Origin of the sequence: Thalassospira povalilytica (assembly GCF_002844235.1) — a bacterium.
GTDB lineage: Bacteria > Pseudomonadota > Alphaproteobacteria > Rhodospirillales > Thalassospiraceae > Thalassospira > Thalassospira povalilytica.
The window spans coordinates 360270-376738 of sequence record NZ_PGTS01000004.1 but is presented as its reverse complement, the minus strand read 5'-3'; the positions used below and the strand labels follow the sequence as shown (position 1 = coordinate 376738).

Genomic DNA, 16469 nt, shown 5'->3' with positions numbered 1-16469 from the left:
ATGAAAATCGCGGTTTATCAGTCCGGCCAGGACGCAGTCATTGATAAACCGACCCGGATCGCGAACCTTGCGCGCCGCGCGCGTGAGGCCCGCGATGCCGGTGCTGATCTGATCATCGCACCCGAGATGTATCTGACCGGTTATAATATCGGGCGCGCCGCCATTCTTGCGGAATCTGAAAAACTGTCGGGTGACAGCCTTACCGCGGTAAGCCGGATGGCACGCGAAACCGGGATTGCCATTGTTGTCGGCTTTGGCGAACTGGGCGATGACGGGCGCAATTACAATGCCTGTGCGCTGTTTGACAAGACCGGTAAACGCCGGTTGCTGCATCGGAAAATCCAGCTGTTTGGCGATCTTGATCGCAGTTGCTTTGCACCGGGTAACAACCTGCCGCTGGTGGTGGACTGGAACGGCATCAAGGTATCGATGCTGATTTGCTATGACGTCGAATTTCCCGAACTGGTGCGCAGCATCGCGCTTAAGGGATGTGATCTTTTGCTGGTGCCGACCGCCCAGATGGCACCCTTTGACCGGGTCGCCGAAATGATGGTGCCGATCCGTGCGATGGAAAGTCAGATGTTTCTGGCCTATGCCAATCGCTGTGATCAGGAAGGCGATCTGGATTATGTCGGCAAAAGCGTGATTTGCAGCCCCTGGTCCGACCTTGCGCGCGCCGGTGGGGAAGATTGCCTGATCCTTGCCGATCTTGATTTTGACGCCTTGAAAAAATCACGCACGGAATTTCCCTATCTCGCGGATCGTCGCCCGGAAAGCTATGCGGGATTGCTCGACGAAAACTGATCGGGCCAGGGATCGCGATCAACCGCGATGGGTGATCAAGGCATCTTGAAATGATCTGTGATCAGGCTTGATGATCATGCCTTGCGGTCAAGGCTTGCGATAAAGGCGCCGGGACTGACGCCCCACATGGTTTTGAAATGCCGGTTCAGGTGACTTTGATCGGCAAAGCCCGTGGCCGCGGCCGCATCGGCAATTGTGGCGCCGTCAAACAGCATGCGTTTGGCCCGGCGCAGGCGCATGTGATTGAAATAGGCATGGGGCGGAAGTCCGGTTGCCTCGCGAAACACGCGCAACAGATGAAACCGGCTCAGCCCGGTGATGGTTGCCAGATCTTCAAGCGCGATATTTTCATCAAGATGGGCCGCCATATAGTCGATCACGGTCTGCACGCGCTTGTCTTCCGATCCCGGGCGATAGACAAAGGGCGGCGCATCCGCATGGCGCAGGGCCAGACGTGCCGCACTGTAAAGAAGCTGGCTGTCGCGTTCGAGCAAGCTTGTCGTGGCCGACAAATCCGGGCGGAACATGCGATGAAGCTGCTGCAATTGCAGATGCAGTTCCCGATCATCGACCACACAATTTCCAAAAAACGGAAGCCCGGTATTGGTCGGGGATAATTCACGCACCAGATCGCCGAAAATCTCGGGTGCGATGAACATGATCTGATACTGATACCCGTCATCGGATGCCGGGCCGCCATCATGGACCTGCATCGGGTTCATCATCAAAAGTTGCCCGCGCGATGCGACATAATTGGTCCCGCGCGTCATGAACTGTTCCGCCCCGTTCAGGATGGTGCCGAACGCGTAATAGTCATGGCTGTGCTTGGGAAAGGTGAAATTCTTGTAATCGGCTTCGAACAAATCAATGCCGTCAGCTGCCCGCCAGTGACGGGCAATCTCGCGGGGGCGCCGGGCCGCAGTCGGATGCGGTCGCGCGGCACCATTATGCGGCAAACCTGTTCCCATGCGCCAAGTATAGCGCCAAAAAATCCCCCGGCTTGAACAATATTGTCACCGTGACATTTTCGGCCAGACCCCGTTCTTGCTGTGCCTTGGATGTATGGCTGCTGGCTATCGGTTGCTTTTGCCAATCCGCCATCATGTGTCCGGCGATGGCCGGGCAGGGGGCACCCATGTTCGCGGCCCCGAATAGCTGCGAGTCGCCGCCGATCCTTGAAAAGTTCCAGAAACAGCGCCTTTGACAGGGTATCGGTCGCCCTCAACAGATGTATAGGGCGATGTTCATATGAACATTTTGGTGCGCGATTCCTGTTGTTTTGCACCTGCGAAGTGATCGGAACGCTCAGGAATGGCGCGACAAATGCGGATTTCATCTAAGTGTTACAAAACGAAGCGATGCACCGTTGTAAGGATCGCGCCAAACGTCCCATTTTCTGTTTGGATCTTACATGTTTCTTGATCGAATTCGCATTGGATCACGCATTTTTGCAGGCTTCTTTGTTCTGGTTGTCCTGCTTGTCGGCCTCAGTGCACTGTCTTCGACATATCTGCTTGGCTTCGGGGCCCACGCCGACCGTATCGCCAAAAGCACAAGCCTTGTTGGTCTTGCCAATGACTACGCCCTGAAACTTGAACGCCTGTCGAACCAGGTTCTTCTGTTTGCCCAAACCGTCGATCCGCTTGATCGCGAAGGCATCGCAACCATCCGCCAGAATGCCGAACAAAGCGGCGCGACCCTGGTCGAAGCCCTGCGGGCATCGGGTGATGTTGCCCGTGCCGACACACTCGAAAGTCTGAGTGCCGATTACATCGCGACCCTTGAACCATTGGTTCTGCGGGCCGAAAACCTGACAGCCGCATCCGACACCATGTTGCTGGGCGCCAATCAGCTTGGCAAATCGGCCGCCAAACTGGAAGAATTCATCGCCAAGCGCGATCCCGAAATCGCCGACAAGTTCGGTGACAAGCTGGGCGAGGCCAATCTGGCCGCCATCGTCAACAGTCTGCAATATTCCATCCTGCGCACGCCGGAATCCCTTGATCAGGCGCGCGCGAACACATCGGCACTGACCGATCTTCAGGATGAAATCAAAAACGCGGTCGGCAAATTGTCCCGCAATGACAAAAAGCTTTTCTCCTATGCCGTGCGCGACAATGACCTTCTCAAACAGGGCGCAAACCAGCTTGAAGGCTCAATCGGCGGGTTCCGCCAGTCGATGGATGATTTCAAATCCGCCGTCCGCGAAGTTCAGACCATCACCCAGAATATCCGTGCCGAAGCCATGGAACATCAGACCATTCTGGTTGATGCGGCCCACGCGCAATCTGAAAAATCCGCACTGACCAACATCATTGTTGCGGCAATCGGCGTTGCGCTGGCGCTGGCCTTGGCGCTTGGCATCGCCATGAGCATCCTGCGCCCGCTCAAACGTGTGAATGGCGACATGACACGCCTGAGTGAAAATGACACCGACATTGATCTGGTCGATATCGACCGTCGTGATGAATTCGGTGCCATGTCGCGTACTGTTGCGATCTTCCGCGAAAATGCGCTCAAGATCGAACAGATGGCCGAGGAACGCATCACCCTGCAACGGATCGAGGAAGAAAAACGCCGCGCATCCCTTGGTGCCATGGCCGAAACCATCGAAGGTGAAACCACCGGTCTGGTCAAATCGGTCAACCATCAGGTCACCCGCATGCGCGAAGCCGTGACCGAAGTTGCCGCGGCTGCCGAACGTGTCACCACCCAGACCCAGAATGCCACCGATGCCGCACAGGACAGCCAGTCGCATTCCAACGCAATTGGCGATGCGGCCATTCGCCTGACCGAAGCCATCGGGTCCATTGCAAACCGCGTCGAACGTCAGCGCGAAATTGCCCAGAATGCGGTTGGCTCCACCGAACAATCGGCCAAGGCGGTCGATGACCTGCGCGAAGTCGCACTCAGCATCGAACAGATTGTCGATCTGATCCGCGGCATTGCTGGTCAAACCAACCTTCTGGCCCTGAACGCCACGATCGAGGCCGCCCGTGCCGGCGAAGCGGGCAAAGGCTTTGCCGTTGTCGCGGCCGAGGTCAAAAACCTTGCCGGTCAGACCGAACGCGCCACCGAACAGATCACCGAACATGTCAATGCCATGGGGGCTGTGACCGACCGGTGTGTTGCATCGATGGAAGATGTCGGCGTGACCGTGCGCTCGATGATGTCGATTTCCGATGAAGTCGCCGGCGACGTCGAACATCAGCGCCGCGAGACCGAGGAAATTACCGGTGCCATCGCACTGGCCGGGGATGCGGTGCGCAATGTCGGTGCTGCCATTGTCGAAGTCTCCAACGACATCGAAGTCACCCGCAAGCTCAGCCTTGATCTTAACCGTCGGGCGGACGAGGTCGAACGCAATGTGACCGAACTGACCGCATCGCTTGATCGTGCTGTGGCCTCGGCCGCAAGCGACGATGATGTATCGGGCAACGATGATCCGGCTATTGATGACGGTTCTGACATCTGGCAACAGGACAATCTGGTGGCATTTCCCAAATCGGGGATGCTGGGCGCTGCCTGATCACGCCTTTGTTTTCAAACAATTGGCCCGCACGTCACTTTGACTGTGCGGGCCAATTGTATTTTGATGTCACCATGGGTCAAAACAGCGACCAGATCGTGCAGAAAGATACAAACTGCGACGTTTCTGATACACTTTTTCTGTGGTTCTGCCCAACCGGTTGCAATATCTTTCCCGGTACAAGTGTTTCATAAAAAGAACAAGCACCCGTCACGGGTAATGAATTGAAATACGGAAACTTTCCCGGACGGGAACAGGGCTCTCTTGGGGAAGATCATGTGATCTGCCCGACTTGGAAGTATCAATGCGATGGCGCGTAAATCAACGCTTCTGATCGCAGGTGTCGCACTGGTTGCAGTCGCGGCGTCTGCCTATATTTTTGCCAAAGACGAAATCACGGCACTTGTGTCGCCCGGCGCGCCGTCCCAGCAGGCGCAGCAACGCGGCGGTGATGCCGGTGGTGAACGCAGTCTTCCGGTCATTGCCGAATATGCCACTTTGATGGATGAAAAGACCGTTGTTGAATCGGTCGGGACCGGTAAATCCGCACTCGGGGTTTCGATCTATCCGGCTGTTTCGGGCGAAGTATCAGACGTTTTGGTCCGCGCCGGTGACAAGGTCACCAAGGGCCAGGTTCTTGTTATCCTCAATTCCGAACGCGAACGGCTTGCCCGCAACCTTGCCGCGGTTCAGGTCAAGGACGCCGAACAGCTCCTTGCCCGCTATGAACAGGCCCGCCCGCTGGGTGCTGTTGCCGCAAGCGAAGTCGATTCTGCACGGACGGCCCTTGCCGAAGCCCGCATTCAGCTTGATCAGGCCGAGGTCGATCTTGCCGACCGCACCATTCTGGCCCCGTTTGACGGCATTGTCGGCATCCCGCAAATCGAGGCCGGTGACCGTGTCGACAGCTCAACAGTTCTTGTAACCCTTGATAATATCGAAAGCATTCTGGTCGATTTCGAAGTCGCCGAAACCCGGTTTGACAATGTTAAGCCCGGTCAGTCAGTCCGTGTCGAAACCTGGAGCCTGCCCGGCGAACTCTTTACCGGTGTTGTTGATTCCATCGGCAGCCGTATCGACCCCGAAAGCCGCACATTCGCCGTTCGGGCCCGTGTGCCCAATCCCAATGGCCGCCTGCTTGCCGGGATGTCCTTTGCGGTTTATGTCGATATCGAAGGCAAACGATATCCGTCTGTTCCTGAAATCTCTGTGTTGTGGGGCGATGGCGGGACTTATGTCTGGCGTATTGATGATGACAAGGTCGCCCGCATTCCGGTCCGGGTTGTCAAACGTACCAATGGCCGCATCCTGCTTGATGGGCCGATTGCCGATGGTGATCTGATCGTGGTCGAAGGCGTGTTGCGCCTGCGTCCGGGTCGGACCGTTTCGGCCAGTATCCGCAATGATGTTCGCAATGACACCCGTAACGGTGTTGCCACCCGCGAGGGTGACGGTGAGGGATCCTGATCATGACCGATCATTCCGGCAATCAGGATCAGAATGATCTTGCCTCGCTCAGTATCCGCCGTCCGGTGCTGGTCTGTGTTGTTTCCCTGCTGATCATCCTTGCCGGTCTGGCGGCGATGCTCGGTGTGGAAATCCGCGAACTGCCCAACGTTGACCGGCCGACCGTAACCATTACCGCAACCTATAGCGGCGCATCGCCCGAAACTGTCGATGCCGAAGTCACATCGGTTCTTGAAAGTGCTGCCTCACGCGTTAGCGGTGTTAAGGACATCAATTCCCAAAGCGAAGAAGGCAGTTCACGGGTTCGCATCGAATTCTTTCCCGATGTCGAAATCAATGATGCCGCAAGTGACATCCGCGAAGCCGTCAGCCGCGCCACCAGAAGCCTGCCCGACGAGGTCGAGGAAGTCCGCGTGGTCAAGGCCGACGCCGATGCCAGTGCCATCATGCGCATGGCCGTGGTCAGCAACCGCCTGACCGAAGAAGAACTTGCCAATATCGTTGATGACCAGATTTCCCCAGCATTGCTGGCGGTGCCCGGTGTTGCCGAAATCACGGTCAATGGCGACCGCGAAAAGGTCCTGCATGTGCGTGTTGATCCGCTGCGCATTGCAAGTTACGGCCTCTCGGTCAAAGACATCGCCGATGTGTTGCGCACGGCCCAGTTCGATATTCCGGCCGGCAGTTTTGAATCGACCGATCAGAAGCTTTTTGTCCGTGCCGATGCGTCGGTCTGGGAAGTCGACAAACTTAATCAGATGCTGGTCCGTGACAGCATTCTGCTTGGCGATGTTGCCGATATCTATTACGGCCCTGATGATGCGTCTTCCTATGTGCGTCTCGACGGGCGTGCGGTGATCGGCCTTGGTGTGGTGCGCCAGGCGCAATCAAATACCATTGCGATTTCCAATGGCATTCGCGATGCGGTCGAACGGCTTAACAATCAGTATGACGATATCGAAATCTTCGTGAACTCCGACGATGCGGTCTTCATCGAAGGGGCCCTTTGGGAAGTGATCACCAGTCTGGCGCTTGCCATCATTATCGTGATCGGTGTGCTGTATCTGTTCCTGCGCTCTTTTTCTGCAACACTGATCCCGACGGTGACCATTCCGATCGCGCTGGTTGGTACGGTCGCCGCGATCTGGGCGATGGGCTTTTCGATCAACATCCTGACCTTGCTGGCACTTGTTCTGGCAACCGGGATGATTGTCGATGACGCGATTGTCGTGCTTGAAAACATTCAGCGCCGCCGTCATCAGGGACTTGGGTCCATGGCGGCTGCGGTGCTTGGCACCCGTCAGGTCTTCTTTGCGGTCATTGCCACCACGCTGACCCTGATTTCGGTTTTCGTGCCGATTTCGTTCCTGCCCAGTACAGCAGGCCGTCTGTTCCGGGAATTCGGTTTCGTTCTGGCCTTTTCGGTCGCCGTATCTTCCTTTGTCGCGCTGACCTTGTGTCCGATGCTGGCATCGCGCCTGAAACATATCGATCCGCATGACGGTGATACAAAGGCCGAACCCAACCTGCTTGAACGGGTCGGGATATTCTTTGCCGGGATTTATCGCGTGATCCTTGAATGGGTGCTGCGCAATCCGGTGATCACCCTGATCATTTGTATCATTGCCGGCGGGATGGCCTTTGGTGCCTATAACGTCGTGACCAAGGAATTGCTGCCCAACGAGGATCGCGGTCGTATCCTGGTATCGCTGCGCGGGCCTGATGGTGTCGGCATTGATTACATGGATCGTCAGGTCGAAGCGGTCGAAAATATTCTTCGCCCGATCGTCGATGCGGGCGAAGCCCAGAATATCTACACGATTGTCGGTCTTTGGGACCCCAACCGTGCGCTGGTGATTGCGCCGCTGGTCCCATGGGATGAACGCGCTAGAAGCCAGCAGGACATCACCAACAGCATCCGGGGCAAGCTTAATGCGCTGCCCGGTGTGCAGGCATTTGTTTGGCAACCCAACAGTCTTGGCCTGCGCGGTGGCACCGGCGAAGGATTGCAGTTTGCCCTGACCGGGACGAACTATCGCAATCTTGCTGCCAATGCCCGTGCCCTTCAGGCCGAGATCGAAGCAAACAATCCCAATCTGACCGGTATCCGGGTATCCTATCAGACCACCCAGCCACAGCTTCTGGTCAATATTGATCGCAAACGCGCCTTTGATCTGGGCATCGAAATCGATGAACTTGATACGACATTGCGCGCGATGATCGAAGGATACGAAGTCACCGACATCAATGTTGATGACCAAAGCATCCCGGTCAAATTGCGCAGTGCTGTGGGCAGCATCAATGATCCGTCTGATCTGGAAAATCTGTTTGTCACCGGCACCAATGGTCGCATCCTGCCGCTATCGTCTGTCATCACGCTTAGTGAGGAAGCCGTTGCATCCGAACTTGAACGCGAAGGTCAGCAACGCGCGGTTGGTGTGTCGGCCAACCTGGCACCGGGCTACACCCTTGATCAGGCGGTCAATGACGTCAATGCGGCTGCTGACAAGGTGCTGCCGCCCGGGATTGGTGTTCTGTTCCTCGGGGATGCCGCGGCCCTTGGTGAAACATCAAGTGACGTCCAGATCACCTTCCTGATTGCGGTTCTGGTGGTGCTTCTGGTTCTGGCTGCCCAGTTCGAAAGTTTCATGTCCGCACTTGTGGTTGTTCTGACCGTGCCATTCGGGCTGGCTGCGGCGATCTTTGCACTCAGTCTCAGTGGCACTTCGATCAATATCTATAGCCAGATCGGGCTTGTGATGCTGGTCGGGCTGATGGCCAAGAACGGCATTCTGGTGGTTGAATTTGCAGATCAGCTGCGTGATTCCGGACGCTCCGTTCGCGAGGCAGTCCATGACGCGGCAATGGTGCGTCTGCGCCCGATCATGATGACGATGATCTCAACGGTTCTGGGCGGGCTGCCGCTGGTTCTGGGGTCCGGTGCCGGGGCAGAAGCCCGTGCGGCAATCGGTTGGGTGGTGTTTGGCGGGCTTGGCTTTGCCACCGTCTTTACCTTGTTCCTGACACCTGTTCTGTATCTGTTGCTGGCACCGTTTGTTTCCGCACGTGCCGATGGGGGGCTTAAACTGCAAACACAGTTGCGGGCTGCGGAATCCATTCCTGATACGGGTGAAATTCCCGACGAATTCCCGCATGGTCCGGATGGACGCGGCGGCATTGAAGGAAGTGCAAAATAACATGACCAAAAATCGTCTGTTTGCTGTTTCGGGCATCGCACTTCTGACCGCACTTGCCGGGTGCCAGTCCGTCGGGCCGGATTATACCGCACCGAACTTTGATCTGGTCGGGGCCTATACGCCGGAAGTTCCGGTGATTGCCGCCTCGCAGGCCGATCATGGCCGCTGGTGGGAAAGCACCACCGATCCGGTGCTGCAAAGCCTGATTGACGAAGGTGTGGCCAACAATATCGACCTTAAAATCGCGATTAGCCGTATCCGTGCTGCCGCGGCGGCAGCACGCGGGGTCGGCGCGGCCAATGGTCCGACTGTTGGCGCGTCCCTTGACGGTTCGGCCGAACGGTCAACATCAAGCCGGGCCAGTGGCGATCATGTCGATGAACTGGGCTATGGCGCGGGGATTGATTTTTCCTGGACGGCGGATATCTGGGGTGGTCAGGCCCGCGAAGAACAGGTCGCCGAGGCCGACTATCTCCGTCAGGTTTATCTGCGCGAAGATGTCTATCGCACCATGATCGCCGATATCATCACCAACTATATCGAATTGCGCGGCGCCCAGAAACGTCTGGCGCTTTTGCAGGATTCGCTCGATCTGCAACGCCAGACCAGCAACATTGTTCAGGTCCGTCTGCAAACCGGTCTTGGCTCCGAGCTTGATCTGTCGCGTGCGCGTGCCGAAGTTTCCGACCTCGAAGCAACCGTACCGACCTTGCAGATCAGCATTGACCGGTCGATCAATGCCATTTCAATTCTGGTTGGCGCCCAGCCGGGCACCCATCGCGATTTGCTTCTTGATGCATCGCCATTGCCCGAATTTCAAAGCAGCCCGCCAATCGGCATTCCGGCCGATCTGTTGCGCCGCCGACCCGATGTTCGTGCTGCCGAACTGGCTTTGATCGGTGCGACCTCGCAGATCGGTGTTGAAACCGCCACCCTTTATCCTGAATTGACGCTAAGTGGCTCGCTCGCACTCGGGGTAACGGGGTATGGCACCGGGCCGATTGTCCGAACGGTCATGGCGGCGATTGGCGCACTTCTTGACGCGACCCTTTATGATGGCGGCGAACGCCGTGCCAATATCACGGTCGCCGAAGAAGAAGCCGAGCAGGCGTTTCTGACCTATCGGCAGACGCTTTTGAATGCGATTGATGATGTTGAAAGTGCGATCTATGGCTATGTCGGTGCCATGCAGCAACGTGATTCCCTGATTGCATCTGTTCAGCATCACCGCGATGCCTTTGAACAATCGCGGGTCCGCTATGTTCAGGGGCTGTCTGATTTTCTGGATGTCCTTGATTCCCAGCGCAGCCTGACATCTGCGCTGCAATCGCTGGCCGATGCCGAAACCGATCTCGAACTTGAAACCATAAATCTTTACAGTGCGGCGGGTTTAAGTGTTGAGGATGTCGAACGTTATGCTGCGCAACATGGCGTGACCCTGATCAACGGCTGACACCGGCAATATCGGCAAGGGCACGGAAACCGGCGCGGATTGCGGGATTGTGCGCCTCAACTTCCTGTGAAAACAGATATATCAGCGAACTGTGGCTTGAGTTTCTCAATCGTTCGGCATAGGTCTTTGGCAGTGTGACTTCCGGGGATAATCATGACCGGCGATCTGTTTGCCAATGAACCACCACGTAATCTTCTGCCCTTTGACGGCGAAGTATTGCTGCTGCGTGAAATCATGACCCCCGATGATGCCGACCGCGCCTTTGCCCGCCTTAAAACCGGGATTGTCTGGCAACAGGAAATCGCCAAAATCCATGGCAAGGAAATCCCGGTGCCGCGTCTGACGGCATGGTTTGGCGAGGTCGCCTATCGCTATAGCGGGGTCTATCACCCGGCGGCACCGTTTCCATCGGTTGTCGCGCCGTTGCGCAAACTGGCCGAAGACCTGTCTGGTGCGCCATTCAATACGGTGCTTTTGAACTATTATCGTGACGGGCGTGACAGTGTGTCATGGCATGCCGATGATGAAGATGTTCTGGGCGAAAATCCGGTAATCGCCAGCCTGTCCTTTGGCGAAGAACGCCGCTTTCATTTTCGTCACAAAAAGACCGGGGACCGGATCAGCATCGATTTGCCCCATAACTCGGCCCTGATCATGGCGGGTGAAACCCAGCATTGCTGGCTGCATCAAATTCCCAAAACCGCCCGTCAGGTCAATGGGCGCATCAATCTGACATTTCGCAATACCCAACCTGAAGCCAGATAGTCCAAGACCCGGATAATGTGTTCTGGAAGTAATGCGCTGCTTTTGGCTATAGTGTAGGCAAATCAGATCAATATCAGTGTGAAACACACGGGTTCGGGGAAACAGGCGCATGGCGAAACGCGTAAAACTTCTGGATGTCGCAAAGGCGGCCGGGGTTTCGCAAGGAACGGCGTCCAACGCGTTTGGCAAACCCGATCTGGTCCGCCCCGAAGTCCGCGAACGGATTTTTGCCGCGGCCAAGGAACTTGGCTATCGCGGGCCGCATGTCATGGCGCGCATGTTGCGCACCGGCAAGGCCGGCGCACTTGGCGTGGTATTTCCCGATAATCTCGAATATGCCTTTACCGATCCGGTGGCGATTGAATTGCTGCGCGGGATCGGGCGCGAATGTGCCCAGCAGGGCGTCAATGTCATGATCATTTCGGCCCAGAACCAGCAACAGGCAATTGCCGCGGTCAATAATGCGGCGGTCGATGCCTTTCTGGTCCATTGCTATTCCGACAATAACGACATCATCGCCGCCATTCAGCGCCGCAACCAGCCGCTGATCAGCATTGATACCGATATTGCCGGTGCCGCTGGCACTGTCGCACTGGATGATTTTGCTGCCGGGAAAAATGCTGCGCAGCATTTGCTTGATTGCGGGGCAAAACGCTTTGCCATTCTGTCGCTTCAGGCAACCGACCATGATCATTTCGGTCCGATGAATGCCAACCGTGTCGGTGCTGCCAGTCACCGGGTGGTGCGCGAACGTCTTGCCGGGTATCACGCCGCACTGGCCGGTGCGGGCATTGCGCCGTCCGATGTGCTGCATGTCGAATGCGACAATCAGTCCGATCACAGTGCGAAAATGACCGCCGAATTGCTGGCGTCCCATCCCGAAATCGATGGCATTCTGGGCATGTCTGATGTGATTGCCATTGGCGCGATTGATGCCGCCCGCATATCGGGGCGCAAGGTGCCGGACGATCTCAAGGTGATCGGCATTGACGGTATTGCCGCTGGCGAACGCACCGACCCGCCCCTGACCACCATGTATCAGGATTCCGTTGAAAAAGGCCGCCTTGCCGCCGAAATGGCCCTGTCAGAAGCCCCGGGCAAAACCATCACCCTTAAAACCACATTACTGCTCCGCGGATCAAGCAAACCGCTCTGACCCTGTGTTGGGTTAAGGTGCGCTAATATCTGGCGAACGGATATGTCGACAGTATGTTTGGGGCCTTGGCGTTTCCGAACAGATGGCTATTTTGCCAACTGATGGTAGCGGTAACATTCCCTAGTGTGATCCATCACAAGGCCGGTGGCCTGCAGGAATGAATAGATGATGGTGGTGCCGACAAATTTCATGCCGCGTTTTTTCAGATCCTTGGAAATTCGGTCGGAAAGTTCGGTTGATACCGGAACTTCGGACATGGTGTTCCAGTGATTGATCACCGGGCGGCCTTCGACGAATTTCCAGATATAGGCATCAAAGCTTCCGAACTCTTTCTGAATGGCAATGAATGTTTGGGCATTTTTAATAGTCGCCGCGACTTTTAGCTTATTCCTAATAATCCCTGGATCGGCCAGAAGGGTTTCCTGCTTGGCCGCGTCATAGGCCGCGACCTTATGCACATCGAAATCATCAAATGCCGCGCGATAGGTATCGCGCCGTGCCAGAATCGTAAGCCAGCTCAACCCGGCCTGGGCGCCCTCAAGGATCAGCATTTCAAAGAAAAGCCGGTCATCATGGACCGGAACACCCCATTCGGTGTCGTGATAATCGACATAAAACGGTTTGTCGTGATGGGTTTCCGCCCAGCCGCAACGCCGGTGAACCTGATCTGGCATGTGTTTCATCCTTTGATGGTTTGGCGTATTCTTGGCCCAAGGCCGCCCTGCTGCAAGCACAGATCGGCTGTGCCCTGACATCTCCTGACAGTTTCTGGCAGGGGCATCGCAATACCGGGCCCCGGAATGCGAGGCTCCGGCGTGTGCGGTTTCGGCGTTTCAGGCTTCAGCATCCCAACCTGATCCGGTGCTACTTATTTCGATGCAGCACAACCGGGCGCAACACAATCCGGGGTAACACAATCCGATGCAACACAATCGGGCGCAACGCGATCCGGTGGAAGATTATCCTATGCAAAACAATCAACTGCGGCACGCAAAGCGGCGCAGAAGCCACCTGTCGGGTGACGGGGATCACAAAGCGATGAAAACTTGCGCTTTGACGGGGTAAAATCAACGCTCTGCGCTTGCGTTGCGGGGCATTGCCGACTAGGTTTTGCTGCGTGCAAACATCTTACCGGGCAAAAACCGAATATGCCCGGCGATCGTAAGGAGCGGCGATGCTGGCGATTTTTTGGCTGATTGATACTGTGGTTGGGATCTACATTTTCATGCTGATTGCATCTGCAATCCTGTCATGGCTTGTGGCATTCAACGTGATCAATACCAGCAACCGATTCGTCTATATGGTCGGTGATTTCCTGTATCGTGTGACCGAACCGGCCCTGCGCCCGATCCGGCGGATCATGCCGGACCTTGGCGGCATCGACATTTCGCCGATCATTCTGATTCTGGTACTGCAATTTGCCAATATGCTGATCCAGACCGATGTCCGGATGGCTCTTTTAGGTTACTAGATGTCTCAATCAGACAATGACTGATCCCGTTTGCGAGATACTCTCTGATCAAACCGGGATCCGTCTGTTTGTGCGCTTGACGCCAAAGGCTTCGCGTAATGCGATCAACGGTCTGATTGAAGATGCCAGCGGGCGTTTGCAGCTTAGGGCATCGGTGACAGCAGTGCCGGAAAACGGCAAAGCCAATCAGGCCCTGATAAAACTTTTGGCAAAAGCGGCCAAATGGCCTAAATCCTCGGTCGGGATCGTTAGCGGGCATACAGACCGCAACAAGGTGCTGGTGATTTCCGGCACTCCCACAGAGCTGATGGCGCAAATTACCGAACTGACGGGCGGACAGACACATGAGTGACGCAAAAATCATCGATGGCAAGGCATTCGCAGCCAAACTGCGCGAAGACATCGCAGCAGAAGTCTCCAAGCTGAAAGCGGACCACGGTGTGACCCCCGGTCTTGCCGTCATTCTGGTCGGCGAAGACCCGGCCAGTCAGGTCTATGTCCGCAACAAGGGCAAACAGACCCTTGAATGCGGCATGAATTCCTATGAACACAAACTGTCGGCCGACACCAGCCAGGAAGACCTTCTGGCCCTGATCGCCAAGCTCAATGCCGATGAAAACGTTCATGGCATCCTGTGCCAGTTGCCAGTTCCCAAACATATCGACGAACAGGCGATCCTGGCGGCCATCGACCCGGCCAAGGATGTGGATGGATTCCATGTCGTCAATGCCGGCGCACTGGCCACTGGCGGCGAGGGCTTTGCCCCCTGCACCCCTTATGGCTGCCTGATGCTGCTCAAAGATACCCTTGGCGATCTGACGGGCAAACGGGCGGTTGTGGTTGGTCGTTCCAACATCGTTGGCAAGCCGATGGCGCAGCTTCTGCTGAAAGAAAGCTGCACGGTGACCATTGCACATTCGCGCACCCGCGATTTGCCCGAAGAAGTCCGCCGCGCCGATATCGTCGTTGCCGCGGTAGGCCGCCCGAACATGGTCAAGGGCGACTGGATCGCCCCGGGTGCCACGGTGATTGATGTCGGCATCAACCGGGTTGAAGGGGCCGAGGGCAAAATGAAGCTGGTTGGCGATGTCGAGTTTGAAACCGCATCCAAAGTCGCCGGTGCCATCACCCCGGTTCCGGGCGGTGTCGGCCCGATGACCATTGCGTGTTTGCTCAACAACACCCTGATCTCGGCCTGCCGTGCCAACGGCCTTGAAGTGCCGAACCTTGGTTTTGACAGCTAAGCCACACGACCATCTCGAAATGCGAAGGGCAGCCATTGGCTGCCCTTTTTGTTTGCAAGGAGGCAAAACAGGTCTTTAGCAGAAGTGTGTGTGTTTGATTGGGGATGCCAGATAAAATACAATCTTCGGTAGATTTTTGCCCAGTGCATAAGGTCATTGGGCACATTTAATTCTTGCTACAGCGGACAAATTAAATGGCTCTCGTTTCCTTCTTCGAAAGTGATTGCCCAAGCTGCGGTGCTGAGCAGAAATTCGGGATAATCGATATACGTCATCCTTACATTCTGAAAGGTTGTGCAACATGCCGATATAAAGAGCGAGAGCGCCTTCCTCTCTTACGAAAGAAAATTGTTTATCTCGACCAATTCTTCCTCAGTCATGTTTTTAGGGGAAATGATGAACGCTTTTTAATCGCTGCAGATAAACTGACGAAGTTAGCTCAGTATCAGTTGATAGTGACCCCATACTCCACGCTCCATGAAGACGAGACGGATCTGTGGGAATGGCGAGACGAACTTCTAGACTTCATAAAAAATACCTCTAGGGGCCATGAGTTTGTAGCAGAATATGAATTGGAAAATACTCAGATCCTAAAAGCTTTTAGCTCTTGGCTTGAAGATAGTGATTCTGGCTATCTCTTAGAGGAAAGTGATGTTTTCAATGAAGATATCCATGAATGGGAAGGATATTTTCGCATCAATATCGATAGATTTAGAACTGATAGAGAAAAGGCGAGAAGCCTAAAGTCGGAGTCTGTTTCATCATTAGTAGACCTGTTTGATCTCTGGAGGGAAAGTCAAAGTACTTTTGAAGAGGCTGTAGCCATCGAGCTTGCTGATGCGGCAAAAGGCTATCTGGAAGCATATTTTTCATACGCAAGCCGAATGAGCCAAGGAGATTTTACAGCGCTTCTGAACGCTCCTGTCGCGTCTATCGTCGTTCAGAGTTTGCTCCAGAGCGTTCCTGCTGAAGTCCCTACCGATCAGAGGCTTCAAACCATTTTAAGGTTTTTCTCGTCTGAACATTTTCGCTCGATCCCGAATGAGGTGATCTCAGCAAAAATTTTTGGGTTATTGAGAAAGATGGTGAAGATGGGCGCTTATACAAACCGAAAGAAGGCTATAACGCGCTTGTCAGGCTTCTTTTACGACGTCCGTCATGTTTCAAAATACGCCCCATACTGTGATGCCTTTTTTGCAGATAGAGCCATGGCCGAATTACTCGAAGCACCGGAACTAGACCTGCAAAAGAACTATGGGGTGCGAATTTTCACTATTGATAGTATTGATAAGTTCCATGAATGGCTCGACGAGATTGAAAAAGGTATGTCCTCAGAACATCGAGCTGCACTGAAGCGCGCATATCCATATCTTGCAGTGTAAG

At 55.2% G+C, this 16469-nt stretch carries 13 protein-coding genes; 11 read left to right on the top strand and 2 right to left on the bottom strand.

The features are described 5' to 3' along the window. Nucleotides 1-804, top strand: coding sequence for a carbon-nitrogen hydrolase family protein (locus tag CU041_RS13150; protein ID WP_101247265.1), 804 nt, complete (start codon nucleotides 1-3; stop codon nucleotides 802-804). A gap of 74 nt (nucleotides 805-878) precedes the next feature. Here CU041_RS13150 and CU041_RS13145 read toward each other — a convergent pair whose 3' ends face one another. Further along, a complete protein-coding gene (locus CU041_RS13145) occupies nucleotides 879-1772 on the bottom strand; it encodes an AraC family transcriptional regulator (protein ID WP_101247264.1) in 894 nt (297 codons plus the stop codon). 443 nt (nucleotides 1773-2215) lie between these two features. Between CU041_RS13145 and CU041_RS13140 the strand changes: the two genes are divergently transcribed. The 6 genes from CU041_RS13140 to CU041_RS13115 all read left to right on the top strand — a co-directional run bounded on the left by CU041_RS13140 (nucleotide 2216) and on the right by CU041_RS13115 (nucleotide 12371). Further along, nucleotides 2216-4333 (top strand): methyl-accepting chemotaxis protein, encoded by a 2118-nt coding sequence (locus tag CU041_RS13140; RefSeq protein WP_101247263.1) that lies wholly within the window; start codon nucleotides 2216-2218, stop codon nucleotides 4331-4333. Between the two features lie 309 nt (nucleotides 4334-4642). Continuing rightward, nucleotides 4643-5800, top strand: a complete 1158-nt coding sequence (locus CU041_RS13135; RefSeq protein WP_068519876.1) for an efflux RND transporter periplasmic adaptor subunit — start codon at nucleotides 4643-4645, stop codon at nucleotides 5798-5800. A 2-nt stretch (nucleotides 5801-5802) separates the two neighbouring features. Continuing rightward, nucleotides 5803-8997, top strand: a complete 3195-nt coding sequence (locus CU041_RS13130; RefSeq protein ID WP_101247262.1) for an efflux RND transporter permease subunit — start codon at nucleotides 5803-5805, stop codon at nucleotides 8995-8997. Between the two features lies 1 nt (nucleotide 8998). Continuing rightward, nucleotides 8999-10450 carry an efflux transporter outer membrane subunit gene (locus CU041_RS13125; RefSeq protein WP_101247355.1) on the top strand — a complete coding sequence of 484 codons (1452 nt, stop codon included), beginning with the start codon at nucleotides 8999-9001 and terminating at the stop codon, nucleotides 10448-10450. Between the two features lie 153 nt (nucleotides 10451-10603). Continuing rightward, on the top strand, nucleotides 10604-11215 hold the full coding sequence (locus CU041_RS13120) for an alpha-ketoglutarate-dependent dioxygenase AlkB family protein (protein WP_101247261.1): 612 nt from the start codon (nucleotides 10604-10606) through the stop codon (nucleotides 11213-11215). Nucleotides 11216-11324: 109 nt separating this feature from the next. Then, nucleotides 11325-12371, top strand: coding sequence for a LacI family DNA-binding transcriptional regulator (locus tag CU041_RS13115; protein WP_101247260.1), 1047 nt, complete (start codon nucleotides 11325-11327; stop codon nucleotides 12369-12371). An 86-nt stretch (nucleotides 12372-12457) separates the two neighbouring features. Here CU041_RS13115 and CU041_RS13110 read toward each other — a convergent pair whose 3' ends face one another. After that, on the bottom strand, nucleotides 12458-13045 hold the full coding sequence (locus CU041_RS13110) for a DNA-3-methyladenine glycosylase I (RefSeq protein ID WP_101247354.1): 588 nt from the start codon (nucleotides 13043-13045) through the stop codon (nucleotides 12458-12460). Nucleotides 13046-13545: 500 nt separating this feature from the next. On the opposite strand from CU041_RS13110, the gene CU041_RS13105 reads away from it, so the two are divergent. The 4 genes from CU041_RS13105 to CU041_RS13090 all read left to right on the top strand — a co-directional run bounded on the left by CU041_RS13105 (nucleotide 13546) and on the right by CU041_RS13090 (nucleotide 16468). Further along, nucleotides 13546-13842: a YggT family protein gene (locus CU041_RS13105; protein WP_068519870.1), complete on the top strand. Its 297-nt coding sequence runs from the start codon at nucleotides 13546-13548 to the stop codon at nucleotides 13840-13842. Between the two features lie 16 nt (nucleotides 13843-13858). Further along, nucleotides 13859-14194, top strand: coding sequence for a DUF167 family protein (locus CU041_RS13100; protein WP_101247259.1), 336 nt, complete (start codon nucleotides 13859-13861; stop codon nucleotides 14192-14194). Next, nucleotides 14187-15086: a bifunctional methylenetetrahydrofolate dehydrogenase/methenyltetrahydrofolate cyclohydrolase FolD gene (gene folD / locus CU041_RS13095; protein WP_101247258.1), complete on the top strand. Its 900-nt coding sequence runs from the start codon at nucleotides 14187-14189 to the stop codon at nucleotides 15084-15086. The genes CU041_RS13100 and folD overlap by 8 nt, the downstream gene beginning before the upstream one ends. A 194-nt stretch (nucleotides 15087-15280) precedes the next feature. Further along, nucleotides 15281-16468, top strand: coding sequence for a hypothetical protein (locus CU041_RS13090; protein ID WP_101247257.1), 1188 nt, complete (start codon nucleotides 15281-15283; stop codon nucleotides 16466-16468). Nucleotide 16469: the final 1 nt, after the last annotated feature.